24 protein-coding genes and 1 pseudogene are annotated in these 26,238 nt (G+C 45.4%); 16 read left to right on the top strand and 9 right to left on the bottom strand.

From position 1 onward, the window contains the following. Positions 1-124 precede the first annotated feature (124 nt). From AC58QC_RS14370 to AC58QC_RS14325, 10 genes and pseudogenes are all read left to right on the top strand, one after another. Positions 125-1,258, top strand: a complete 1,134-nt coding sequence (locus AC58QC_RS14370) for a Gfo/Idh/MocA family protein (RefSeq protein WP_497415802.1) — start codon at positions 125-127, stop codon at positions 1,256-1,258. Positions 1,259-1,306: 48 nt separating this feature from the next. Continuing rightward, positions 1,307-2,977: a DUF4091 domain-containing protein gene (locus AC58QC_RS14365; protein ID WP_497415801.1), complete on the top strand. Its 1,671-nt coding sequence runs from the start codon at positions 1,307-1,309 to the stop codon at positions 2,975-2,977. Positions 2,978-3,017: 40 nt separating this feature from the next. Beyond that, positions 3,018-3,184, top strand: a pseudogene (locus AC58QC_RS14360) (LLM class flavin-dependent oxidoreductase); the annotation flags it as partial. Between the two features lie 701 nt (positions 3,185-3,885). Next, positions 3,886-4,719: an electron transfer flavoprotein subunit beta/FixA family protein gene (locus AC58QC_RS14355; protein WP_497415800.1), complete on the top strand. Its 834-nt coding sequence runs from the start codon at positions 3,886-3,888 to the stop codon at positions 4,717-4,719. 24 nt (positions 4,720-4,743) lie between these two features. Beyond that, positions 4,744-5,883: an electron transfer flavoprotein subunit alpha/FixB family protein gene (locus AC58QC_RS14350; RefSeq protein ID WP_497415799.1), complete on the top strand. Its 1,140-nt coding sequence runs from the start codon at positions 4,744-4,746 to the stop codon at positions 5,881-5,883. Next, positions 5,880-7,190, top strand: a complete 1,311-nt coding sequence (locus AC58QC_RS14345; RefSeq protein ID WP_497415798.1) for an FAD-dependent oxidoreductase — start codon at positions 5,880-5,882, stop codon at positions 7,188-7,190. The genes AC58QC_RS14350 and AC58QC_RS14345 overlap by 4 nt, the downstream gene beginning before the upstream one ends. Further along, complete coding sequence (locus tag AC58QC_RS14340) at positions 7,187-7,474, top strand: ferredoxin family protein (protein ID WP_028554142.1); 288 nt, start codon at positions 7,187-7,189, stop codon at positions 7,472-7,474. The genes AC58QC_RS14345 and AC58QC_RS14340 overlap by 4 nt, the downstream gene beginning before the upstream one ends. A 152-nt stretch (positions 7,475-7,626) precedes the next feature. Next, positions 7,627-9,822, top strand: a complete 2,196-nt coding sequence (locus tag AC58QC_RS14335; protein WP_497415797.1) for an alpha-galactosidase — start codon at positions 7,627-7,629, stop codon at positions 9,820-9,822. Positions 9,823-9,905: 83 nt separating this feature from the next. After that, positions 9,906-10,034, top strand: coding sequence for a hypothetical protein (locus AC58QC_RS14330; protein ID WP_497415796.1), 129 nt, complete (start codon positions 9,906-9,908; stop codon positions 10,032-10,034). A 212-nt stretch (positions 10,035-10,246) separates the two neighbouring features. Further along, complete coding sequence (locus tag AC58QC_RS14325) at positions 10,247-10,759, top strand: DinB family protein (RefSeq protein WP_497415795.1); 513 nt, start codon at positions 10,247-10,249, stop codon at positions 10,757-10,759. A gap of 42 nt (positions 10,760-10,801) precedes the next feature. Here AC58QC_RS14325 and AC58QC_RS14320 read toward each other — a convergent pair whose 3' ends face one another. Next, complete coding sequence (locus AC58QC_RS14320; RefSeq protein ID WP_028554145.1) at positions 10,802-11,029, bottom strand: hypothetical protein; 228 nt, start codon at positions 11,027-11,029, stop codon at positions 10,802-10,804. Between the two features lie 200 nt (positions 11,030-11,229). Then, positions 11,230-12,030: a helix-turn-helix domain-containing protein gene (locus AC58QC_RS14315; RefSeq protein WP_497415794.1), complete on the bottom strand. Its 801-nt coding sequence runs from the start codon at positions 12,028-12,030 to the stop codon at positions 11,230-11,232. Positions 12,031-12,160: 130 nt separating this feature from the next. Between AC58QC_RS14315 and AC58QC_RS14310 the strand changes: the two genes are divergently transcribed. Together AC58QC_RS14310 and AC58QC_RS14305 are read left to right on the top strand one after the other, a co-directional pair. Then, positions 12,161-12,931, top strand: a complete 771-nt coding sequence (locus tag AC58QC_RS14310; protein WP_497415793.1) for a sugar phosphate isomerase/epimerase family protein — start codon at positions 12,161-12,163, stop codon at positions 12,929-12,931. Between the two features lie 40 nt (positions 12,932-12,971). Then, a complete protein-coding gene (locus tag AC58QC_RS14305; protein ID WP_497415792.1) occupies positions 12,972-13,991 on the top strand; it encodes a Gfo/Idh/MocA family protein in 1,020 nt (339 codons plus the stop codon). Between the two features lie 134 nt (positions 13,992-14,125). Here the strand turns inward: AC58QC_RS14305 and AC58QC_RS14300 are convergent, their stop codons facing one another. Next, a complete protein-coding gene (locus tag AC58QC_RS14300) occupies positions 14,126-16,240 on the bottom strand; it encodes an LTA synthase family protein (protein ID WP_497415791.1) in 2,115 nt (704 codons plus the stop codon). A 209-nt stretch (positions 16,241-16,449) separates the two neighbouring features. Between AC58QC_RS14300 and AC58QC_RS14295 the strand changes: the two genes are divergently transcribed. Then, on the top strand, positions 16,450-17,316 hold the full coding sequence (locus tag AC58QC_RS14295) for a YitT family protein (protein WP_497415871.1): 867 nt from the start codon (positions 16,450-16,452) through the stop codon (positions 17,314-17,316). Here AC58QC_RS14295 and AC58QC_RS14290 read toward each other — a convergent pair. After that, entirely contained in the window at positions 17,313-18,023 is a 711-nt protein-coding gene (locus AC58QC_RS14290) for a LuxR C-terminal-related transcriptional regulator (RefSeq protein WP_497415790.1), read from the bottom strand. The two genes, AC58QC_RS14295 and AC58QC_RS14290, sit on opposite strands and share 4 nt — an antisense overlap. A 26-nt stretch (positions 18,024-18,049) precedes the next feature. Continuing rightward, entirely contained in the window at positions 18,050-19,399 is a 1,350-nt protein-coding gene (locus tag AC58QC_RS14285) for an ATP-binding protein (RefSeq protein WP_497415789.1), read from the bottom strand. 147 nt (positions 19,400-19,546) lie between these two features. Here AC58QC_RS14285 and AC58QC_RS14280 point away from each other — a divergent pair, with 147 nt between their 5' ends. Then, positions 19,547-20,470, top strand: a complete 924-nt coding sequence (locus tag AC58QC_RS14280) for a CPBP family intramembrane glutamic endopeptidase (protein ID WP_497415788.1) — start codon at positions 19,547-19,549, stop codon at positions 20,468-20,470. 91 nt (positions 20,471-20,561) lie between these two features. Further along, positions 20,562-21,461, top strand: a complete 900-nt coding sequence (locus tag AC58QC_RS14275) for an aldose 1-epimerase (RefSeq protein ID WP_497415870.1) — start codon at positions 20,562-20,564, stop codon at positions 21,459-21,461. A gap of 4 nt (positions 21,462-21,465) precedes the next feature. On the opposite strand, the gene AC58QC_RS14270 is transcribed toward AC58QC_RS14275, so the two are convergent. From AC58QC_RS14270 to AC58QC_RS14255, 4 genes are all read right to left on the bottom strand, one after another. Then, positions 21,466-21,843, bottom strand: coding sequence for a YmaF family protein (locus AC58QC_RS14270; RefSeq protein WP_497415869.1), 378 nt, complete (start codon positions 21,841-21,843; stop codon positions 21,466-21,468). Positions 21,844-21,904: 61 nt separating this feature from the next. Next, on the bottom strand, positions 21,905-23,998 hold the full coding sequence (locus tag AC58QC_RS14265) for an LTA synthase family protein (RefSeq protein ID WP_497415787.1): 2,094 nt from the start codon (positions 23,996-23,998) through the stop codon (positions 21,905-21,907). A gap of 75 nt (positions 23,999-24,073) precedes the next feature. Continuing rightward, positions 24,074-24,715, bottom strand: a complete 642-nt coding sequence (locus AC58QC_RS14260) for a DsbA family oxidoreductase (RefSeq protein ID WP_497415786.1) — start codon at positions 24,713-24,715, stop codon at positions 24,074-24,076. A 118-nt stretch (positions 24,716-24,833) separates the two neighbouring features. Next, entirely contained in the window at positions 24,834-25,040 is a 207-nt protein-coding gene (locus AC58QC_RS14255; RefSeq protein WP_497415785.1) for a hypothetical protein, read from the bottom strand. Between the two features lie 559 nt (positions 25,041-25,599). On the opposite strand from AC58QC_RS14255, the gene AC58QC_RS14250 reads away from it, so the two are divergent. Beyond that, positions 25,600-26,187 (top strand): transposase, encoded by a 588-nt coding sequence (locus AC58QC_RS14250; protein WP_497415784.1) that lies wholly within the window; start codon positions 25,600-25,602, stop codon positions 26,185-26,187. Positions 26,188-26,238: the final 51 nt, after the last annotated feature.

Raw genomic sequence — 26,238 nt, 5'->3', positions numbered from 1 at the left:
ATGCAAAGCGTATAGGTCTATCATATCACAGCAGAAATAACAAAAAAATCGGCTTTCAAGACAAAGAAAAGGCGAGGGGTATCTTTTATAATCAAGGTATCGTTGAGTTTAAGGGGGAGCTAGTATGAAGATAGGTGTAATTGGGTATGGGAAAAGGATTGAAACAGTTATTCATGAAGTGATGAAGGCAGATGCGGACTGCCAAATTGCGGCGATTGTAGACATACGTAAGGACCTGATTAAAGCTCAGCTAGATGAGAAAGGTTGGCATCACGTCAAGTATTATGATACGCCAGAACAAATGCTGGAATCAGAGCAATTAGACGGGGCCATGATTGGCACGCGCTGTAATCTTCATACGACGATGGGGCTGAAGGTTTTACAACATCATCTTCCCCTGTATATTGAGAAGCCGGTGGCTACAAACTTCGAAGATCTACAACGTTTAAAACAAGGCTACGAGGCATCCACTTCACCTGTCGTTGTTTCTTTCCCTTTAAGAGCAACCTCCATTGTGGAGCTGGTTAAAGAAATCGTTCAATCTGGTAAAATTGGCACGGTTGAACATGTTCAAGCCATTAATAATGTGCCGTATGGTCGTGTCTATTTTCAGAGCTGGTACCGTAATGAGGAGGAAACTGGAGGGCTTTTCCTGCAAAAAGCAACCCATGATTTTGACTATATCCAAGCTGTGCTGGGTCAGAATCCGAGTGCCGTCTGTGCGATGACGTCCAAGCAAATATTCAAGGGAAACAAATCTGCCGGACTCAAATGTGTGGATTGTGAAGATAATTGCACCTGCTTGGAGAGTACCGTTGGGGCTGCAGAAGAGCTAGATCCAACCTGGCAATATTGCTGTTATGCAGAAGATACAGGGAACGAAGATTCAGGAAGTGCGCTGTTCCGATATGAAAGCGGTATGCATATGTCATACTCGCAAAACTTCTTTATTCGCAGAGGTGCCGCTGCTCGTGGAGCGCGATTCATGGGCTATAAAGGTACGGTAGATTTTGATTTCTACACAGGTCAAGTGAAGGTGCATATGCATCATACAGCGCGTGTGGAAACCTATGAGCTTGCTGCTGGTAGCAATCATTTCGGTGGCGATGAGAAGCTGGCCCGTAATTTTGCTGCGATCATGAAGGGGACAGCGAGCTCCATTTCGACGCTTGATGATGGTTTAATGAGTGCTCTAATGTGTATGAAGGCACAGGAATCTGCAAAAACAGGCACTTTCCAATCATTGAATTGGACATAAGCTGCCTAATAAAACGGATGAATGGGTAGTTGGAGGGAGTATACGCACATGGAGACAAAGGTATCTTTTACAACGATAAGCCTGAGCTCGTTATCCAAGGTTTTTGCAGATGAAGCTCCACGCGAGGATGCCTATACACATGCAACAGCGCTGAAAGGTGAGAACTTTGCCTTTCAGGTTGCATATACCTCGAATATATTATTGAAAAACATAGGGATTGAGGTGTATTCAACCCTTGGTCTTCCTTTTACAATTCGTGCAGTAGGACTCGTGCCTTCTGAAATGCCCTGCTATGGGGACCATGATCTCCATGTATTGCGCACAGCGCCGGGGTTGTATCCAGATCCATTGTATCCGCTTGAAGAGAAGACTGTAACAGCACTTCCTAGTCAATGGAGAGCCATCTGGATTCATGTTGAATTAGATGCTTCTGTTGTTGCAGGAACGTATAGTGTCCATGTAGGTTTCATGTCCGCAGAGGGAGAGAAGCTAAGTGAGGAAGTGCTGGAGCTCACAATCCTCTCCGCAACGCTTCCTAAGCAGAAGCTGATCCATACGGAATGGTTTCATGCGGATTGCATTGCTACGCAGTACAATGTTCCAGTATTCAGTGAGGAGCACTGGAGCCTTATGGGTGACTTTATCGGTACAGCCGTTAAGCATGGGATTAACATGATTCTAACTCCGATCTTTACACCGCCCTTGGACACCGTAATAGGTGGTGAGCGGCCAACCGTGCAGCTGATAGATGTCCAAATCATTGAGGGGCGTATCGACGGAAGCACGACGTATCAATTTGACTACTTGAACTTGGAGCGCTGGGTCGAGCTCTGCCAAAGCAAAGGGGTCGAATACTTCGAATTTTCTCATTTGTTCACGCAATGGGGTGCCAAGCATACGCCCAAAATTATAGCTACGATGGGCGGAGTATCGCAGCGTATCTTCGGGTGGGATACGGATGCCACTGGAGAGGCCTACACCAATTTTCTAAGCCAGTTGATCCCTGATCTGGATCGCGTCATCCGTAGCCTTGGCATCGCTTCATGTAGCTATTTCCACGTGTCGGATGAGCCTGTGGAGGCGCATTTGGAAACGTATAAGAAAGCAAGTAATCTCGTTCAGAAGCTTCTTCCACCTGAATATCCGATCATTGATGCACTGACCGAGATCTCCTTCTATGAGCAAGGCATTGTTCAGAGGCCGATTCCATCGAATGATCATATCAAACCCTTCTTAGAAGCAGGTGTCCCTGATTTATGGACGTATTACTGCTGTGCCCAGTACAAAGAAGTGTCGAATCGTTTCTTTAACATGCCGTCCGCACGCAACCGAATCATCGGATTGCAGTTGTATAAGTTCGGCATACAGGGATTTCTGCATTGGGGATATAACTTTTATTACTCCCAATATGCCATTAAACCGTTGGATCCATTTAAGGTGACGGATGCCTTGCATGCGTTTCCTTCAGGAGACAGCTTTCTGGTTTATCCAGGTGAAACAGGGCCAATTGAGTCGATTCGTTTGGAGGTATTCTATGAAGCGCTGCAGGATTTGCGAGCCTTAGAGCTGCTCGAGACGTTGATCGGCAAGGAGCGTACAGTGGCTTTAATCGAGGATGGCTTGCAGGAGCCGCTTACGTTCTCCGTCTATCCACGCAGCACGGAATGGATGCTCGAGGTGCGGAAGAGGATCAATGAGGCGATTGCTGCGCATAGTTAGTAGGATTATCAATGCGATAAAAGCTGCTTCCCGTTAAACATTTCTCTCATATCCGTTGGATGAGCCATTCCCCGATTTAGGTGAATTGGGCAGCAATAGCTTCCGCAGCGGAACGGACAAAATTAAGCAAACAGCAATAGAAAAGTATCTAACACGCGCCAAGGAGCTTTGAATGTGGCTACGCCGCATAACGAATTCACTGGCACGCCTGTGGTATTTGTAAGACTGTCTATAAGGCTGAAACAGCCAGTGGACAGTCTTTTCCTTATTTGTCAGTTCTCAGCAACTCACACACCCAAAGTGAGCCCACTCATTCGGCCTAAGCAGCCCAATTCTTGCACCTAAGAAATCCCACGCATCCTGCCTAAGCAAGCCCAATCATCCACCCTCAACGAGCCCATCCTTCCCCCCCCACCCCCAATCCATCGAGGTAAACTAATTTCTGTGGTATCTACAATAAGATTTTGAACCAAGCTGTATTATTTCTTAGTTTTCAATTTTTGAAGTAATACGAAGTGGATATATTATTTGGTTATATTTAGAAATCACTAAAAATACGCTCAATCAATCCTTGTAGATATCACAGAAAATGACTTCTTGTGAGATACTCAGTCGAACTAAGGAGAGATAGTGCCTATTACAACGAGTTTACCGCTACAGAGCTGAATAAGTGCGTTCATGAGCGAGAGCATGTATCTGATTTTTTCAACGATTTAGTCAAGTTCCTCACCTTCGCGCATATACTGTGTTAGATTCTTATCTTTCTGCTTGTTCGATAAGTCATGTGATGCCCTGAAAGCGATTCCGTATCGACATTTACGTGACAAATTTCACAATGATGACAGGCACTCACCTGTCCGTTGTGAAATCATGCAAGCCAGTCCCCGCAGAAATAGGAGGGTGCAGAGATGCTGCATATTGTTGTTTGTATTAAACAAGTTCCGGATTCTAGAGAAATTCGCATTGATCCCAAGAATAATACGCTCATTCGCCAAGGTGTCCCCAGCATTGTGAATTTCTATGATATGCATGGCTTGGAAGAGGCGCTGCGCATTAAGGATGAGCAAGGTGCGCGCATTACGGTAGTCACGATGGGGCCGCCCCCCGCTGAAAAAGGGCTCAAGGAATGCATCTCACTAGGCGCCGATGATGCGGTATTGGTGACGGATCGTGGTTTTGCAGGAGCGGACACGCTAGCTACTTCGTATGTTGTCGCGCGAACGATTCGCAAAATTGCCGAAACGTGGGGGCCGGTGGATATCGTTTTTTGCGGCAAACAAACGTTGGATGGCGATACGGGACAAGTTGGTCCGGGAGTAGCCTGTCGATTGGATTTGGAACAACTTACCTACGTCAACAAAGTCGTGAAAGTCGATGAAGAAAATCGTAAGGTACGCGTTCATAGGCTGTTGGAGGATGGCATTGAAGTGGTGGAGACAAGCATGCCAGTACTGATAACAGCGCTGAAAGAACTGAATAAAGTGAGACGGGCTTCGCTTCCGGGCATGATTCGAGCAGCTCGATACAAGCCTACCGTTTGGACAACGGCTGATTTCCCAGATTTGGAGCGGGCTAAGATTGGACTTAAAGGCTCGCCAACGATTGTTGCCAAAACCTGGGTGCCCGAAATTAAAGCGGTGAAAACGCAAATGATCTCCTTTGATAGTCCAGAAACTGCGGCAGCTCAGCTAGCCGACCAGTTGTTGACGAAGGACATGCAGACCCTATTGGATTGGGCTTAATAGATAGGAACGGAGGATGACACGATGGCAAAGGAAACGGAACAGATAGATCCATCGATGCCGGATTGGTCAGCGTATCGAGGGGTTTTGATCGTTGTTGAGCAGCGTGAAGGCATCGCGAAAAAGGTGTCTTGGCAGCTGCTGGGCGAAGGCAAGAAGCTGGCAGCGAAGCTGGAAGCGCCGCTCATGGCGCTCGTCATCGGCGAGAATGTCGCACATCTCGCCGATGAGGCCGTGGCTTACGGCGCGGACCGGGTTTACCTCTGCGAAGCCCCAGAGCTTCGCGATTACAGGACTCGACCGTACAGCCGGGTCTGCTTGAAGCTGATCGAGGATGCGAAGCCCGAGATCGTGCTGTTCGGCGCGACAGCGACAGGCCGCGACTTGGCAGGTGCGATCGCAACGCACCTGCCGACGGGGCTGACGGCCGACACGACGCAGCTCGACGTGGAGCCGCCGCCGTCAAGGCTGCTGCTGGCCAGCCGGCCGGCTTTCTCCGAGAAGATGATGGCCACCATCCTCTGCAAGCAGTACCGGCCGCAGATGGCCACAGCGCGCGCCGGCGTGTTTCAGGCGCTGCCGAAGGATGCGGCGCGCCAAGGCGAGATCATCCGCATCGAGGCAACGATGCGGGAAGAAGAGATTGACGCGCAGGTGCTCGAATTCCTGCGCGAAACAGGCAAGCTGAATCTCGAGGACTGCGAGATTATCGTTGCAGGGGGCCGCGGCTTGGGCGGGCCCGAGGCTTTCAAGCTGCTCGCCGAGCTAGCGGATGCGCTCGGCGGTGTCGTTGGCGCGTCCCGCGCCGCCGTTGATGCGGGCTGGATCAGCCACGAGCATCAAGTAGGGCAGACGGGCGCGACGGTGCGGCCGAAGCTCTACTTCGCCATCGGTATCTCTGGCGCGGTGCAGCATACGGTCGGCATGAGCCATGCCGATGTCGTTGTCGCGATCAACAAGGATGAGAAGGCGCCAATTTTCCAATTTGCCCATTATGGCCTTGTTGGCGATTTGTTCAAAATTGTCCCCGCGATCACGGATGAATTCAGAAAGCGTCGGACACTATTCGGCATTCAACCTTCATCAGTGGTCGATGCCTCGATATCCACCACACAGACACAGTCAGAGGCAATCGAAGCTCGGGAGAGGAGTGAAGCGAAATGAACGAAAAATTCGACGCGATCGTCGTTGGCGGTGGTCCAGCCGGAGCTGCTGCGGCCTTAACCATGGCACGAGCTGGCTTATCGGTGGTGCTGCTCGAACGAGGCGAGTTTCCAGGTGCCAAAAACATTTTCGGAGGCGTCCTTTATCGGAAGCAAATTGAAGAGCTTGTTCCAGAGTTTTGGACAGAGAAAAACTTCCCGATGGAGCGTTACATTGTTGAGCAGCGGATCTGGATGATGGGCAAAGAATCCATGGTCACGTTCGGCCATCGCAATGAAGCCTACAAGGAGCCCTTTAACTGCTTCACCGGCCTGCGGGTTAAATTCGATCAATGGTTCGCTGAAAAAGCCGTAGCGGCGGGCGCGATTCCAATTTACGAAACCGTGGCTCTAGACGTGATTCGGGAAGGCAACAAAGTTGTAGGTGTGCGAACTGACCGTGATGACGGCGATTTGTATGCGGATGTTGTTGTCATTGCCGATGGTGTGAACTCGTTGCTAGGCAAAGCCATGGGGATTCATAAGGAATGGATGCCGGATGAGGTGTCATTGGCGGTAAAAGAAGTTATTGCGCTGCCACGGGAGAAAATTGAGGACCGCTTTGGGCTTGAGGGAGACGAAGGGGTCACCATTGAATTCATGGGCGAAACCTCGCTCGGTATGGCGGGCATGGGCTTCTTGTACACGAATAAAGAAACGATCTCGTTAGGGGTCGGTGTGATGGTGAACCATTTGCGCGATAAAAAGGTGAAGCCATACGCCGTGCTCGATGCTGTCAAACAGCATCCGATGATTCGTAAGCTGATTCAAGGCGGGGAGACCAAAGAATATTCCGGTCACCTGATTCCAGAGGGCGGCTTTCACTCCATTCCTACCTTATCTGGTGATGGCTGGTGTGTGTGCGGCGATGCCGCGCAATTGATTAACTTTGTCCACCGGGAGGGGACAAATCTCGCGATGACCTCGGGTCGTCTGGCCGGGGAAGCCATTATCGAAGCGAAGGCACGCGGGGATTTTACTGCACCTACCATGCATCTCTACGATAATAAAATTCGCGAATCCTTTGTTCACAAGGATTTACAGAAGTACAAAGGCATGCACCAATTTTTGAAAGAGCAGGATCCCGAATTATTATTTGATAGGTTGCCTCGTGCTGTTAATGAAGCTGCTTATAACATGTTCCTAGTGGATGGTATTACGAAAGCCGAGAAGCAAAAAATGGCCATGAAGCTCATCAAAAATGCCGCTGGCGGCACTGTAAACTTGATGAAGCTGGGCTACAAGGGATGGAGGGCGATGAACGGATGAGCCAAAGTGATATTTCAGATAAACTGTTTACCATTCGTTACAAATGCGATGATAAATCCCACCTCGTGATCAAAGATAAACAAACTTGCTTGAATTGTGTGACCAAGGACTGCAATTATTTCTGTCCTTCCGATGTGTATGAGTGGGAAAAGAAGCTCAAGATTACGACGGTTGCTTTTGAAAATTGCATTGAATGCGGCACGTGTCGCATTGCTTGTCCTTCGTACAATATTGATTGGGTGTATCCGAAGGGCGGACATGGCATGACGTATAAGTACGGCTAAATTTAGCTAGTTGTTGAAAATAGTGCCGAGACCGATCCGAGGTCTCGGCTTTATTTTTTGCGAAAAAACGACATTTCTCCATATGTAGGTGTGGATTCTCCATGGTTTTGTTCCCTATAGGATACGATAATAGACAGTAGGAGGGATTCATAATGACCATTTCTTTTGAACAAGCAGAAGGTATCTTCCATTTGCACAATAAGCACATGAGCTATGTGATTCAACTAGTTAACGCATCCTACCCAGCCCACGTATACTGGGGACGTCCTATCAGGTCTGGTCAACTAGGCTCAGTTATTCAATATACGGAACGTGCTTCTTTTAGTCCGAATCCAGTGAAGGAAAATAGAAAGATCTCCTTTGATACACTACCACAGGAATATCCTGCTTATGGGACAAGCGATTTTCGCGAGCCTGCTTATCAAGTGGCCCTTCCAAATGGTTCTACGATCACTGAGCTTGTCTATGACAAGCACCGTATTGTGTCAGGAAAGCCTGTATTAGCGGGCTTGCCATCTACATATGTAGAAATTGATGATGAAGCCGAAACACTAGAAATTGAACTCGTTGACAAAGTAGCTGGCTTGCGAGCCATTCTATCTTATACGATTTTCGCTAGTCATGCGGCAATCACTCGTTCTGTCCGTTTCGTTAACGAGGGTACGGCTAATCTCAGGCTGCTGCGTGCCTTAAGTATGAGCGTGGATTACTCCCATGCGGATTGGGATTTGTTACAACTCTCAGGCAGTTGGTCGCGCGAGCGTCATATTGAAAGAAGAGCACTGGCTCCTGGTAAATTGACGGTAGAAAGTCGCCGCGGCGCAAGCAGTCATCAGCATAATCCGTTCGTTGCTTTGCTCTCCAAGGATGCAAATGAAGAATATGGCGATGTGTTTGGTTTTAACCTCGTTTATAGCGGTAACTTTGCAGCCTATGCGGAAGTGGATCCGTTTGGAACTGCACGTGTCTCCATCGGTATCAATCCATTTGATTTCAGCTGGCTGTTAGAGCCATGTCAGCAATTCCAAACACCGGAAGCTGTGATGGTATACTCCAGTAAGGGGCTTGGCGATATGTCCAGAGCCTACCACCGACTATACCGTACGCGACTTTGCCGCGGTGAGTTCCGAGATCGTGTACGACCTGTCCTAGTCAACAACTGGGAAGCGACGTATTTCGATTTTAACGCGGATAAAATTGAGAGTATTGCTCGTGCTGGTAAAGAGCTTGGTATTGAGCTTTTCGTACTTGATGATGGTTGGTTTGGCAAAAGAAATGACGACACGACGTCACTTGGGGACTGGGTTGTCGATAAGGCGAAGCTTCCTGGCGGGCTTGAAGATTTGGTAGAGCGCGTGAACAAGCTGGGGCTTGAATTTGGCCTATGGTTCGAGCCTGAAATGGTATCGCCAGAAAGTGATTTGTACCGTGAACACCCCGACTGGTGCCTGCATGTGCCAGATCGTCGACGTACCGAAGGTCGTGGGCAGCTGATTCTTGATTTTTCACGTGAAGATGTATGTGATGGCGTGATGACTATGCTTCGTAACATCTTGAGCAGTGCTCCAATCACGTATGTCAAATGGGATATGAATCGGAATATGACCGAAATTGGCTCCGCTGCATTGCCGCCTGAACGGCAAAGAGAGACGGCACATCGTTACATGCTTGGCCTGTATCGCGTAATGGAAGCTATCACAGCCGAATATCCGCATATCTTGTTTGAAAGCTGCTCTGGCGGCGGCGGTCGTTTCGACCCAGGTATCCTGCATTACATGCCGCAAACTTGGACGAGCGATAATACCGATGCCGTGTGCCGTTTGAAAATCCAATATGGGACTAGTCTCGTATACCCTGTTAGCTCCATGGGCTCTCATGTATCCGCGGTGCCCAATCATCAAGTTCATCGCATTACGTCCTTGGAAACCCGCGGTCATGTCGCGATGTCTGGCAACTTCGGCTATGAGCTGGATCTGACGAAGTTCACTGATGAAGAGAAAGAGCTCGTCAAACGTCAAGTTGCCGACTACAAACAAATTCGACCACTTGTGCAATTTGGCGATATGTATCGCCTGTTGAGCCCGTTCGAGGGGAACGATACCGCGTGGATGATTGTCTCCGAGGACAAGACACAAGCAATGGTCGTCTTCGTCCGTGTGCTTGCTGAACCCTATGCGCCACTGAAGACATTGCGTCTCAAGGGACTCAATCCTGACTTCGATTATCATATCGAAGGCTCGAAAGGTCTTTTCCCCGGCGATCATCTATTATACGCCGGTCTTCCTGTCGCTGGTCTCCATGGCGACTTCCAGAGCAAGATTTGGCTGCTGGAGGCCAAGCATCAGTAATCGAACTACCAAAATGCCCCCACTTTCCTTGTAGGAGAGTGGGGGCATTAAACGTCAAAAGATGAGCGTTGTAGAACATTTTCTTGGACGCCAACGCGCGCGGATCCTGGTCGCGCGTTGTGACGCCGACGCATGGCGGCGGTCAATCCCCAGATGCTCTGGTAAATGATGAGCTTACGACGGCTCGTTCCGCCCTGTCTTACTTTTTGTAGCATCTACAACAATCAGATGTAAAAATGTATACAGCAAAAAAGATAATTCTATTTATTGTACATACCACAGAAAATCGTTTCTAGTGAAATATACGAGGGGAGATGGAGCTTTCGCACAAGTAATCTGGTAAGCATATTCATTTTTGGAGCCATTTGCGATATGATAGAGTAATTCAAATTATTTTCGCGTGAGGGAAGGGAGACGAAGCATCATGCTGCAACGACCAAGTCATGACGAATATTCATCCTACTATACGGGGTATATCGGGTTGGTGCCCGAAGGTGATTATGTCGCCATACTAAACAGTCAAGAAAAGGCGCTTGTATCGTTATTCTCACAATTAAGTGAGGAGCATGCACTGTCTCGCTATGCGCCTGGAAAGTGGAGTCTGAAAGAGGTTATCGCTCATATTACGGATACGGAGCGGATTATGAGCTACAGACTGCTGCGCATTGCTCGCGGAGATACAACAGATTTACCTGGCTTTGATCAGGATGTTTTCATCGCGAATACGTCCTTTGATGAAGTGGCATTGACAGATTTAATTAAGGAGTTTCAAGCAGTACGACAAGCTACCTTAGCGCTCTTACCTACGATATCAGAACCGGCGTGGACTCGAGTAGGAACTGCGAACACGTACGCAATTTCTGCCCGCGCACTCGCTTATGTGATCGCTGGGCATGCTCAGCATCACCAGAACGTGGTTGAACAGAAGTACTTATGAAAAAAAGCCTGAAATCCGTCATCAGTGGATTTCAGGCTTTTTTTAATAGAGTGATAGAGCTAGCGAATCACGTTCATTTAAAGAATGAAGAATCGCTTCGCACCCGACGATTTCGATGCTAATGATGGAGTCCAAGCATTTCTTGAGCGTTGCTCTTCCTTTGGTTACTTTGGCCTCAAGTGCAGACTTCAGTAAATTGAATTTCTTTTTATTTTTCTCATCGGAGTATACGGGCACGGGTTTGTTATGAATCGTAATAAACATTTTCATGAGTTCCACCATCCTAAGAATTGGATATAGTACTAGCATATCGGATTATTATTAATAGAACCTTAAAATAGTTTTACAATTTTAAGACAAATAAGAGAATGCTATGTAAGTTCGTATATAGATAATACGATTCAGCGGCGGAATTTGTTTCATAGTATTAGCGTGAATATTGAATATTGTGTGAATTTCATCAAACAGACTTATGTTATCTGCATGTTTTGTCGATAGGCTTTGGGCGAAGTCCCGAAGCGCTGTTTAAATGCACGATGAAAGTAGGGATAGGAGCCAAAGCCGCAGCTTAGCGCAATTTGTTCTAAGGACATAGAGCTATCATGCATACGCTCCACCGCGCTTGATAAGCGTACTTCCGTAGCATATTGGATCATCGTCTTACCAAAATATTCTTTGAACAAATGAACAGCTCGGGAGATACTAAGTCCTACATGTTCTGCGACATCTTCGATTTTGAATGCGGCCGTTGCATGTGCTTCAATGAATCGTTTCATGCGTGTGCCTGTGAATGGACGCCCCTGCAAGGAGACGGTTTCTGTAGCTGCTCGCTCGAGATACAGGCATAGCGCTTGGAGCAAATAACCGCTGAGCTCGGCATTCTCATCTTCCATTCTGCGTTTTTCTAGACTTAATTGCCGCCATAGCGAGATTAATCGAGGATCGAGGTCAATCCGCATACAGGTTGGTTTGTTGTTGCGTTTCCACCAGGCATCAATCCAGTCGCCTTTACAAAATAAGTAGTAATCCCCACTGGCGATTTTTCCGTCAGGATGCGTATGATCGTGCTCAATGCGCAGCTCATAAGGATCTCCCGGTTTAAATAGGAGAAGGTGGCCTGCTTCTATTGGGATCATGTGTCCGTCAACAAGCGCTTCGGAGGAGCCTTCCGTTTGTAATCGAAAAAGATAAGATTGGAGACCGGATTTGGTACTCACATAAAACGGATCCATATGAAAAGAATACCCACAAGTTAATAGTTCAGCTTTCATGTGATTTCGCCTTTCGTAGCCAAATAAGAGATGTTTTAATTATATCGTGAATGGTCATATTAGGCTAATCTCGATTATACTTATTCGTAGTTACTAATATCGATTTCACTATGAGAAAAGAGGAGAACAAATGGGACGCTTAGGAATTGGTCTTCAATTGTACACATTGAGAGATGATATGGCACGTGATATGGAAGGTACACTTCGCCATGTTGCGAAGTTAGGATATGAAGGCGTTGAGTTTGCTGGCTATTATGATATGCCTGCTGACAAGCTAAAAGCGCTGCTTGATGAGCTTGGTTTGAAAGCTTTCGGAAGCCATGTTAGCTTACAAAAATTCCGTGATAATTTTCAAGGTGAGATCGATTACTTGAAAACAATCGGTGCTACATATGCGATTTGTCCTTATGTTGCTGCTGAAGAGCGTGAGTCTGTAGAGCAATGGAAATCGCTAATTGCTGAGTGCCAGGCACTCGCTGTTGAGACGCAAAAACAAGGATTGCAGTTCCTTTATCACAACCATGACTTCGAATTCCATTTCAAAGTGGAAGATGAGTTTGTTTTCGATGCAATGTATGCGAATAATGATGCGATTAAAGTTGAAATGGACGTTTGTTGGGTACAATTCGCAGGTCAGGACCCACTTGCTTACATTGCCAAATATGCAGGTCGCCTTCCTTTAGTTCATTTCAAAGATTTCACGAAGGATACTGAAGGTAAATTGGTTACTTTGGAGTTGGGCTTAGGTGATGTTCCACTAGAGAAAGTGATTGTGGCTGCTGAGCAAGCAGGTGTCGAGTGGCTTGTTGTTGAACAGGATAACTGCCAGAAAGCACCTTTAACAAGTATTGAAAACAGCTTTAACTGGGTGAAAGAGCACTACTTAAACGTTCATAACTAATTCATTATTCATTCTTATAAGCTGAAGGAGCATTTATCACATGAGTAAAATTAAAGTAGCCGTCATTGGCTGTGGTTCCATATCGAAACATAGACATATCCCCGAATACGCATCAAGCTCAAACGTTGAGCTCGTTGCTTTCGTAGATCCGATCATCGAAAGAGCAGAACATTACGCTGGGCTTCATGGCGGAAAAGCATACAGCAACTATGTTGATATGTTGAACGCCGAAAAAGTTGACGCTGTTAGCGTATGTACACCGAACTATCTTCACGCTGAAATCTCCATCGCCGCGGCAAACGCTGGTGCGCATGTACTAGTTGAGAAGCCGATGGCAACAACGGCTGCTGAATCTGAAGCAATGATTGAAGCTGCGAAGAAAAATGGCGTATTCTTGATGGTGGGTCACAACCAACGCTTAATGCCTCCGCACGTGAAAGCGAAAGAAATCTTGGAATCCGGTAAACTTGGAAAAGTACTTACTTTCCGCACATCCTTCGGTCACCCAGGTCCTGAGGGCTGGAGCGTGGATGGTCGCGAGAGCTGGTTCTTCCGCAAGGAAGAAGCCATTATGGGCGCAATGGGCGATCTAGGCGTACACAAATCCGACCTGATCCGTTGGTTGCTTGCTGACGAAGTTGCACAAGTTGCAGCTTTCGTAGGTACCCTTCACAAGGATGGTACAGACGTTGATGATAACGCGACTTGCTTGCTTCGTATGAAAAGTGGTGCAACAGGTTCCCTCGTAGCGAGCTGGACTTATTACAAAGGCCAAGACAACTCCACTGTTCTATGGTGTGAGAATGGCGTTATCAAAATCGATACAGATCCTAACGATCAAGTTATCGTTGAACTTCGTGACGGTACAGTTGAGCGTTATAAAGTGGGTCAAGTAGCAACGAACGAAAAACAAACAGCTAGCGGTGTAATTGACGAGTTCGTTACAAGCATTATCAATAACCAACCGCCTCGCATCTCTGGTGAAGAGGGCTACCGCGCATTGAAGGTTATCCTTGCAGCGTTCGAATCGGAAGCTACAGGCAAAATTATTAATCTGTAAGGCATGGCGAGTTGCCTAATTTAGCGAAGAAGCTCATCCCAAGAGGGTGAGCTTTTTTTTGCCTTGCGCCAACGCGACATAGAAAGCCCCTTATTCTCAGAGCGAGAATAAGGGGCTTTAATAACAGCTTGCTTTTAACGTCCACCAATATCAATGGATACAGAGTTTGACTTGCCAACAATCGTTTCTTTGGAGTCCTTCACGTTCACCTGGATATCCCAAAGTCCAGTTTTAAGTAAAGGTCCATCAACCAAGGCCGTAACGGTATGTTCATCTTTCCACGTTGTAACTAAAGGTTTACCGTTTAAGGTAACATATCCAAGGGGTGGAAAATTCGAACCTTTTACCGTTAGGGTTACGTTACTGCGTCCTGAAATATCTTGTGAATTCGCTTCTACTTTATCTAAGGTAATTGGCCCGAAACCAAGCATATATTTAGGATCAATAATCGGTGTTAGATAGTTTTTGTAAGCGTGTCGCTCTCCGAAAAGAATATCATATTGCAACGTTTCGTAATCCTTCAGATCTTCTTCCTTAATGTTCATTTCACCGAAATGATCCTTTGGTGGAATAACAGGATACTTTTTAGCCAATTCAGACAAGAAGTTTGTATAATAATTACCTTGTTGCTTTGATAATTCGATCAGATAAGGACCTAAGAAAGAGGGGCTAATATTCAAATTATCTTTGCGCTCTGTGTCAAAATTATTCCAAACGACTAGCGGAACGCTGTACATTTTTTTCAAGAAGTCTGGGTCATCTTTGCCACTAATATATTTGGTATCTATATACGTCGCGTAATCATCGCCAAGGGCTGGAAGGTGATCTCCCCAGAAGGCAATAATCGTAGGCTCCCCTTTTTTCTCGTAGTATTCCACTAGTTCCTTCAACATATTATCGGACCCGTTAATACCTTGTGCGAGTGTTTCAAGCATCCCAATCGAAGATGGGGAGAAATTGCCCGATACATCAAAGGTGTTTTTCGGGAACTTGCCAGGGTAGAAATGGAAGTGATTCTCCATCGTATTCGCAAAGACGAAGTCAGATCCTGCACTTTGCTCAGTCGCGTGAATAATGTTAGCAGCAACTTCGCTATCTGCGATATAAGGACCGGAATACGTTGGTTTGAAATATTCAATCGGAATATATTTGGAAAAGCCGAAGTCTTGATAAATTTTATTACTGTTGAAATACCAATTATAAAAAGGACTAATAGCTGTTGACGTATAACCCTGACGCGCATAAATGCTCGCTAATGAATCGACTTCATTTGAAATATATTGATTATAAGCAATGGATCCTTGTGGTAAGAAGCGCATCGAGTTCCCCGTAAGAACCTCGAATTCAACATTGGCTGTTCCGCCGCCGTATTGTGGTGAAAGCATCGTTCCGCTCGTTCCAGTCTTCTGCAGTTTATGGAAGAAAGGAATCGGATCTTTACTGAACTTAGCGCCCGGGATAACGGTTGGATCCCAGAAAGCTTCACTAAGAATAACAATCACGTTCGGTTTAATTGGCGTTGTTGAATCTCCAGCTTTAATAGGTGGCTTGGGTGAAGCATTCACAATGGCCTCAACCGCTTTATCATCATAGCCTTCACGGCTATCCGAGAACATGGCTTTGGTGTTCAAAACAGTCGCAAGCGCATAACCATTTGTTTTGGTGTTCTGAACTTGATTCCAGACAGCTGCTTCGATCCCGAACCACTTCTGAACAGGTAAAGGCAGGTCCGTATATACGGCCAAAAACATAACTAAACCAATTCCAGCTAGAATTCCTCGTTCTTTTAAGGCTACTTTTTTAATAAACATGGTTGTACGGTAGAGAATGAAGTAACTGCCGACAAGGAACAGGAGAATGACAGATAATACATTGAAAGTCAAAATGTTGGATAAATACTTCACCATATCGGAGGCTTCGCCCGCTACAACTAGGTCCCAAGGCGTTAGAGGCACGCCTAATATTTTGAGCTTCACGCCGCTAATGAGGGCTAAGATAATGAGAAAACCGGAAATCACCCAATAAGCGATTCGCGTACGCCCAATGATTGCAATGAATAACAACAGCAGGCTTACAACGATCCATGCATTGAAAAGAAGCTCGAGAACATGCTTGTAGCTCCATGTCATCATTTCAATGTAGTTCCCGCGGCTCAAAATTTCCATGATCAGAACAGGAATTACTGCAAGAAATAAAAGGGGCAGTCTTGGCCGAATGACCAATAACAATCGTTCAATGTGTTGTTTCATAGATTCTCCTGTTTACAATAAGTTAATAGTCCTTGGAATACCTAATATTATACCATGCATTTCGACATTATTCGATGGTATCTCTATGAAATAAAAGATAGAATGCAGGAAATTGGTGGTTATATCAAGAATACTTATAAAGAGAAAACAAGATAGGAGGGGACTCGATTATGGCAAAAGAACAAATGCAACTAAAGAGAGAAGCAGCTATGCAGCTTCAACATCGAAAAATGACAAAAAGTGCGTTTTTTCGTCGTGGATTGTTCTTATTCATAGGAGCAGTGTTGATGTCAGTAGGGTTAGAAATTTTCTTGATACCTAATCGGATTATTGATGGGGGCATTACGGGAATTTCGATTATTTTATCTTATTTGACACAAGGGCCAATCGGGGTGTTCTTGACATTATTAAATATTCCTTTCTTATTCATCGGGTATAAATTAATTGGTAAAACCTTCGCTTTATCTACGCTTTTCGCTATTTTGGTGATGTCAACAGGCACGGCCTTGCTGCATCCTGTGAAGGAGCTAACGAACGATCCCTTGTTAGCCGCGGTATTTGGCGGGATTATCCTCGGTATTGGTGTGGGGATGGTCATCCGGTTTGGAGGATCATTGGACGGAACAGAAATCATCGCGATTCTTGTATCGAAGAAAATTCCATTTTCCGTCGGCGAGATTGTCATGTTTTTCAACCTATTCATTCTCGGAAGTGCAGGGTTTGTCTACACATGGGACCGTGCGATGTACTCTTTGATTGCCTATTTTATTGCTTATAAAATGATTGATGTCACCATCGAAGGCTTTGACGAGTCGAAATCCGTGTGGATTATTAGCGACAATTTTAGAGAGATCGGGGACGCGATCCTGGATCGTTTAGGACGCGGTGTAACTTATCTAGAAGGAGAAGGCGGCTTCTCCGGTGATAACAAGAAGGTCATCTTCTGTGTGATCACGCGGCTGGAGGAAGCCAAGCTGAAATCCATTGTGGATGAATTGGATTCCAAAGCATTTCTTGCGGTAGGCAATATCCACGATGTCAAAGGCGGAAGATTCAAGAAGCGAGATATCCACTAGTCGGATTTCTCGTTCTCATTTTCCTTTTCCTTGTGAGAAGGACCTCGCTCAAAAAGACCTAAATTTCTTAGCTGCTGAGCGGCATCCTTGCTGCTCGGACTTCCCAGCTTTTTCAGAATATGACCCACATGAATTTTCACTGTTCGTAATGAAATAAAGAACCGATTCGCAATCTCGGTCTGGGTGTGGCCTTGATCGATCATATCAAGCACCTGGAGCTCCGTTGGGGTGATGAGACCGCGTACCTCTTTGATTTTGAATTGCTGCTCCAACCGTTTGAGTCTGCGGAATTCCTCCCTCATCTGTTCAGCAACTGCTGCATTAATCGCAGATTGGCGAGCATGTGCCGCCCGAATAATACCTGGGAGCTCCTCGAAACGCGACTTAATTTGATAGTCGATTGCCCCTGCTTGGAAGGAACGAAAAATAAAGTCCTTTTCCTCCATTGAGGTAAGCATAATAACTTTAGCTCCCCATAACAAAAAGGCTTGCTCCGCAAGTCCTATGCCAGCTGGTTCATTTTGAAGCATAATATCCATGAGTACGACATCAGCAGAAGGTGCTGCTTGTGTAAATAACGCGCGTGCTTCTTCTGCTGTAGATCGGCTCTCCACGACAGTCATATCCCCTTGACGATTCAGATAATCCGTAAGACCGCGCAGCCAATCAAGATCATCTTCTACGATGAATATGCGAATCGTTTCCATCCTGTAACTTCCTCTCTTTTTCTTCTCTATCGCTGCCCTGGAAAAGTTAAATAAACACTTGTACCTTTGCCGGGTTCACTGCTGATTTCCAAGCGTCCTCCGTGTTTTTTCATAACGCTGTAGCAATACGCCAGACCGAGTCCAAAGTTATTCCGATTGCCTGTTTTGGTGGTGTAGAATGGCTCAACGGCTTGTTTAAGGATTGCTTTTTCCATCCCGATCCCCGTATCTTTGATTTCAAGTACGATATTTTTTTTGCTGGAAAAAGCTTTAATGGATAGTTCGCCGATGCTACTCATGGCTTCGATGGCATTCATCAGGATGTTTGTTAATGTTTCAGCAACTTGGATCTGATCAAGACGGAGTTCAAGTGTATCCGACAGCTCTAGTTGAACTTGAATCGATCCCAAGGAAGCCTCCAGAGGCTCTATGACATCCAGAATCAATTGACGTACATTCACCTGTGAAACGCGCAGAGGAAGTTCTTGTGTTTGTTCATGTACGCGGCTAATCATATCTTGGATGTGCCTCGATGCTTTCATCACCACATGAATGTCCTGAATGAGCTCGGTTTGATGAGTATCTTCGGCGTGCTGCTTCATTTTTTCCAAGAATAAGCGCATTTTTCCAACATCGTTCTTGATAGCGTGATTAAGAATAGCGGTTCCGGATGTAATAGCGCGGAGCGTGGAATCCAGCTTACGGCGCTCAATGAGCAGTCGAATGCCGAGAAAACCGTATTTGAAAAACGTAAATACAAAAAAAGGGACCACAACTGCCAAAATCCACACGTGATAGATCCATAATCGATAAAATCCAAAGCTGGGCATGACATAATTGAGAACGCCAACACAAAGAATTGGCGGGAGTAGGGCAAGACATGTGAACAAATGAGTACGTTTCATAGCCGGGAGATGTTCTTTTTTAAGTACAATCAGAACGGAACCAATGAGAATGTAAGGGAAGGCCCAAATTGCCACGACACGGAAGTCTATGGGCATTTCTTCGGTATACCCTGGCAATAAGATCAGACAAGCGATAGGCGGTATTAGCAATCCAAGTGGTAACCATGTTCGCAGGAGAGGCTTTAGCCAAGCTGAATGATAGGCTAAGGATAGCATCGCGAATGAGTATGGTAGGCCATAGTAGGAAAGCAATGAGCAGGTGCCCATAATACGATAAAATAAGGCACTCAGCGACGGATTTGGTGATGTTTGTTGGAAATATGGGATGACATCCGCGGATATGACGGCGGCTAAGGCACCTGAACCGCCAGTAAAAGCGACTGCGCTCATCCAACGCATCGTACGGGAAGTGGGGTCTACAATAAGAAGACCTGATGCGATGAACCATAATGCAAAAAGGACAAAAAGCATGTGTTCCTCCGTCATTCGAGTCGTTTTGTTAGTACTATTGTGGCATGAGGTAATCGTTTGCACAAGAGTTTCCTTACTAATAAATGGGAGGATTAGGGCATCATTTCTCGAATTATTTGTGTATGAGAGGAGTGTAGCCATATCGAAGTGAAGAAGAGCAAATCATTCCCAATCCTCCGGATCGTGGGAAAAGTACTGTTAACCATCATTTTCATCATCGTCATCACTGTCATTCTTTCCATAGCCGCTGCTGTCTTGGCAGTGAGGCTTAATCCTGAGTTAATTGTAAGCATGGAGGCAGTCACGAGTAATCCCTTTTTTATTAAGGCGTCCTTATGGGCACAAATTGCAGGCTTTATTAGTGGTGTTTATCTTGCTTTTTATTTATTTGAGAGAAAAAAAGGTTGGTCTTTAGGGCTGCATACTGTAAAGTTAGGCCGTCGTTTAGGAGAAGGCTTCGCCTGGGGAGGCTTATTAATTACTTTAAGCAGCGTAGGTATTTGGTTGTTCGGTGGTATCCAGATTGTAAATGTGGAATGGAGTCTAGCGAAGGGGATCGAGATTGGAGGAAGTTTTCTTCTCTTTATTGGAGTAGCGATTAATGAGGAATTATTTGCACGCGGGTATTTACAAGGCATTGTGAAACATCGCTTCGGACCCAAAGTAGCAGTTGGGGTATCTACCATTTTTTTCGCGCTGCTGCATAGCTTTAATCCAGGGATGTGGAATACGGCGTTTCCCTTTATCAATATTTTGTTGGCAGGGCTTTTGATGGGCTTGTGCCGTGAGTACACGGGTAGTCTATGGATGCCTGTGGGGCTGCACTTAGCCTGGAATTTCATGCAAGGGTGCCTATTTGGTTTTGACGTTTCAGGTATTCCCATGTCATCACTTATAACGACAGAGTCGAAAGGTTCTATGGTTATTTCAGGCGGCGCATTCGGGGCAGAAGGGAGTCTGATTACAAGCGTAATTCTTGTACTTGGCATCATAATGATTTATAACTATTATCAAACACGAAATCGTTTTAAACGAACAAACCAAGTCACGATTCGTCACGACAATTACTAAGGGGGATTTATCATTGTGCCAGTACGAACTCATACATAGCGAATGGGAAGGAGAGTCGACGATAAGACTCGTCGACCATCAAGATGAGGCCGTGGCCGAAATTATTCCGGCCGTCGGTCTACACCTGTTCCGCTTCGATGTGCGGAACCACAGTTACATCGCGAAGCCCGTCGACTTGTCGGAGCTTCGCGTCAATTCCTCGCGCTACGGCGTGCCCATTCTGTTCCCGCCGGGGCGCGTCAAAAATGCGGCGTTCACCTTCGGTGGCCGCGAATACCGGCTCCCGGCGAATCGGGAGCCTGATCACGCCCACGGCCAGCTGCGCGAGCGGCCGTGGAAGGTCGTCGCCAGCGGCGCTGACGCGGCTGGCGGGGCTTATGTCTCCGCGGAGTTTGACATCGCGGAGACCCCGGAGATGCTGGCGTATTTCCCACACGCCGCATGCTTCCGCTTCACGTACCGTCTGAAGGACGGTACGCTGTCGCTCAGCGGTGAAATTGCCAACCGAGGCGGCGATTCCATGCCGCTGTCGCTTGGCTTTCACCCGTACTTCGCGTTCGCGGAGGGCGAAGCAGATCGCGTGCGAGTAACCATCCCCGCGGCGGCAGAATGGCCGCTTACCGCGGGTGGGTATGCGGCTGGTGAGCCTGTGCCGACAGCGCTCACAGCGGCCTTACAGAAGGGCGCGATTGTCTCTTCGCTGCCTGGCTACCCTGGCGGCTCTCAGATGCTCAGCATCGCGCCAGGACCGCAAGTATGCGAGCTAGAATATGAAGCTCGGGGTACAAAGCTTATCTTTGAGATGGGAGATAAGTTTCCGATTCATGTGCTGTTCACAGCGCCATGGTCGCAAGCCGTCTCCCTAGAGCCTTACACAAGCATCATGAACGTGTTCAATGAATCATATTCACCCAAGCTCTCTGGAGCGCAAGCCTTAGAGGCGGGGGCTACCTTTACCTTCCACTGGGCCATTCATATTGAAACAAAGTAAGCTGTCACCAAGGTTCATAACCAATGCCAGTTCTCGAATAGCCTTGATAAGTATGTTGATGCAGCTGCCTAATTAACCCTTCCATTTCAGCAGATTTAACCAATGCGCCTCTTCTGCCGGTGTTATACAGATTTAAATCTACAACACCTTGGAGGAAATGAATATGATCACCATTAGTTAAAGCAATTGGCGGTCCTGTAACGCCATAAAAAGCATGATAATGACCATACTTAATCCCAGAAATTCCTTGGTATTGATGAACATGCTGATCATAAGAGGACCCGTTCACACTGAATGTGTACAGTCGCAAAAGATGATGGTGTCCTAAATCTTCCGAAGTCATCGTTGTGAAGAAATGAACATGAGCTGGTGGAATGGTCATCACCACACAAAAAGCCCCCTAAGAGTAGGATATCCTTCATCCTATTCATAGGGGGCTTTCGTCATGACGATGGCATCGGATAAAGGTTGGATTGACCAATTTTCATCTTTTTATCATCGTATACTCGCACTTCGACTTGATGTGGTTTATCTGGTTCGATAGAAGGATTCGCTGTCATATCAACATATAAGGTATCTTTTCCGTCGAAGTTAGATTTCACTTCCTGCCCATCAACATACACATTACAGGAGGAGAAAAAAAGAGTTCCTTTTACCAGAATTTTATTGTCAGTTCGTGTGACCTTTGAAATCACAGGATCACCGTATCCAAGTGTGTAAGAAGGCTGAACGATCGTATCTTTATAGCCTTTGGCTGCATATGCATAACGACCTCCAAAGAGAATATCATACTGCAGCTTCTCATAACCTGCGAGATCGCTCTCCTGAATGTTATATTTGGACCACATATCTTGCGGTGGAATAACAGGTATTTTTTTAGACAAATCATACAAATAATCCGTATAATAACTACCTTGTACACCAGCCAATTTCAGTAACATCGGTCCTAAAAATGATGGACTTGAGGTCAAATTCAGCCTCTCTTGATCGGCAGGCACGAAGTTGTTCCAGATCACAAAAGGCGTGTAATGTGTCTTCGTATACAGATCAGGGTCATCAGGCAGCACATATTTGGCATCGCGGTAAACTTTATAATCCTCCTCGAAGAAGGGGAAATGGTCCCCGAAAAACAAGATAATCGTTGGCTCCGATTTTTTAGAATAATAATCAACGAGATCTTGCAGGGCTTGATCTGTGGCAGTGATACCTTGTGCGTAAGTTTCTAAAATGCTCTTAGATTCTGCTGAAATATCTCCAGCAACCTGAATCGTATTCTTGCTGAACTTCCCAGGAGGATAGGGATGATGATTTTCCATCGTATTGGCAAAAACAAAATCAGGTCCAACACTTTTTTCGGTTTCCTCAATAATTTTGTTAACAACAGCACGATCTGCATAGTTCGGTCCTGAGAAATCATTTGGGAAATATTCACTTGAAATAAATCTCGAAAAACCAAGATGCTTATATACTTTTCTGCTATCAAAAAAATAACTAAAGAAAGGATTAATCGCAGTTGCTGTGTATCCTTGTCTTGTTGTAATGCTCGCTAAGGAATCCACACCGTGATTCATATATTCAATATAAGGGATAATTTTATCAGGTGATTTCCCGAAAAAACGCATCGAATTCCCCGACAAAACCTCAAACTCAACATTAGCTGTACTTCCGCCGAATTGCGGAGACAGCATCTTGCCGCTAGTGTATTTTTGTTGTATTGCATGCAAATGCGGGATAGGGTCGCGGCTGAAAGTTACGTTTTTCATCGTTGTTGGATCGAAAAAAGACTCCCCCAGCATGACGATGATATTCGGCTTTTTCTCATTCACAGCAGCTTTCTCTGGGATTTGGTTCAGTAGGGTTGTGATTGCTTTTTTACTATAACCATCTGGCTTCGCCACTTTCAGAAAGTTCAACATCTGCACCGATGCGTACAAATAACCATTCTCATCATAAGTAATCGTTTGGTCCCAGGGAACCGTGTACACCCCGTATAGTTTCGTGAAAGCAATAGGCTTATCCATATACAAACTCGTCGCCATAACAATAGCAATAACGCCATATATACTGCGCTCGATCCAGTTAAACCTCAATTTATGCTTTCGCAAAATGAGATGAAACAGACAAGCCACAACAACAAGAAATAAGAGGGTATAACCAATAATAGAGTTAGTTAAATAGTCGCTCAAAAACTTCTTATACTCCATGAGTTGGTTATTAAAATAAAGATCCCATGGATAATAAGGCGAACCAATCGCCTTTAACTTACTGCCGCTAATCGCTCCTAATGGCAACAAAATGGCACAAAGGAGCCAAAACGACAGCCTAACACGTCCAGACACCGCGATAAGAAACAGATACAAAGCTCCAACAACGAAATAAGCAAGCACCATAGCTAAAGGATAAGTCGTAATCCAATGATGAAGCTCCTTAAATGAGCCCCTTTCTAAATATTCAACCATATACATCAAAACAAAAGGAAGAATCACAATCATTGCGCGAGTAGGCAACTGCTTGAGTGCCTTAAGTAAAGTAGTCATTTGTAAAACTCCTATTTATCAGCTTAAAAAACCGAATCTCCTTGTTGGAGATGTCGGGCGTTAATTAACTTTAGTTCAAGCTTCGCTTGAGCCCTCTGCACTAATTTGCTCAAGTGCTTGTATAAACGTAGCAGCTGGTTGAGCACCGGTTAAAGCATATTTGCGGTTAATAACGAAAAATGGGACACCTGTTACACCGGCCTGACTTGCAAAAGCAAGATCATCCTCAACCTGCTCCAAGCCCTCTTTAGCATGAAGTCGAGTGAGCGTTTGCTGCGGCTCCATACCCAGTTGCCCTGCAGCTTCAAGCAGGAATTTCACGTCACCAATATCTTTTCCATCCTCAAAATAAGCCTTAAACAAGTCGTCAATAAGCTGCTTTTTGACTTCTTCAGGTGCGATCGCAATGAGCTGATGCGCTTTTAACGTATTCGGCATTTTCTCTACTTGTGAAAAATCAAAATGTAAACCTGATGCTTGTCCAGCTTGAGTCACTTGCTCAAGCATCGCTTGTAACTTGCTCTCATCCGCACGAAACTTATTTCGCATAAGCGTCTCAAAATGCTCACCCTCAATTGGCGTCGAAGGATCAAGCTGATAGGCACGGTAATGAATCTCAACAGGTTCAGCTGTAAACCCTTCAAGGGCATCCATCAAATTCTTCTTACCGATGCGGCACCAAGGACACACTAAGTCCTGAAATATCTCAATCATCATATTGAATAAACTCCTTTAAACCAAAATAATAAAAAAATGTCCAAAATCCTCGAATCATCTCCATTCAACATTATAACCCAAACCGAATCATTGTCACCATGAATCGACCATCCGACAATCATGCCCCCACCTGAGACATTCGAGCGATCAGAGCCACCGAGCACGTAACACCTGAGCCATCTAAGCCGCTCCAACCCAACCCAACCCAACCCAACCCAACCCAACCCAACCCAACCCAACCCAACCCAACCCAACCCAACCCAACCCAACCCAACCCAACCCAACCCAACCCAACCCAACCCAACTCAACCCAAACCGAACCCAAACCAAATCCAAACTGTACACATACTTAACTAAATCGGTATTCTGAATTATCTACAAGTCATTTCCCAATGGGAATCCAAGTAACTAAAATGTTCCGGAAATATCCATCCAACACCGCGAGTGCACGTCTCGTCAATATCGGATTTCTGTGCTAACTACAAGTCGCGATGACTAGATCATTCTGTTTACTAAAATCATGCCTCAAGCAATAGTGTTACAGATTAATGTTACAGATAGATCAGTCTGAGGAAAGTCGAATTAATAGCCTAAGGGACTCTGCACGCATTCAATTCACTACGTAATTTCAACTAAGTTCCACTAAGTAAATCTTCATCCAAAGCCCTCTATTAACCTAATCAAAGATTCATATTGGTTTTTGAAAAACAGTTTAAATTTCATTACTTGTATGTATCACAGTTTTTGTATTACGCCAGATATATCGCCACTTCTTCTAGGGGGGTTACATGGAAAATTTCATAAAAAATGGTTTACTTACGAACATTTGTTTGCTATAAATGATTTATTAATAGAGCATAAGTTCTGACGCGAGGTGAGAGGATATGAATTTTGATTCAATTGCTAATGGGGCGTCATTTTGTCAAACGGAAGAGGCGTGTGAGGATTTTTTGATGAATCTGCGTTGGTCAAACGGATTTCATTGTCCTCGATGCGATCACAATGAAGCTTTTCAAGTTCGTACACGCAGATTATTAGAGTGCAAAGAGTGTAGAATGCAAGTTTCTATCACGGCTGGCACAATCATGCATAAATCTAAACTATCTTTACTAACTTGGTTTAAAGCAATCCAGACTTTATTTGAGTGTGATACAGAAGTTACGGCTTACGGTTTGTCCGAGCTTCTACAAATTAATTATAGAAGTGCGAAGCTATTGCTTCAAAAAATTTGTTTAGCATTCAAAGTTGAGGAAAGTCGATTACTTGCATTTCGTAATTTGAAAGCTTCTCGTGCTGAATCCGATAAACCGAAAATTAGCATGCCTAAACTAGTCGATAACTTGCAGGAGCAATTTGATTTCCATACATATATAGAATCTATAAAAATTCTTAAGCTAAATATGAAGTTAATAATGAAAACCTTTGTGTCCATTCATTTATATACAAGGTTTTTGAAGTGTTTTCAGTTATAAGGTTTTGGGTTACGTTGTATTTGACGCCATTCATATTTTCAGGCAAGATGA

Source organism: Paenibacillus sp. J22P51 (genome assembly GCF_059692215.1).
The sequence above is the reverse complement of the archived record's forward strand: the minus strand, read 5'-3'. Positions and strand labels throughout refer to the sequence as shown.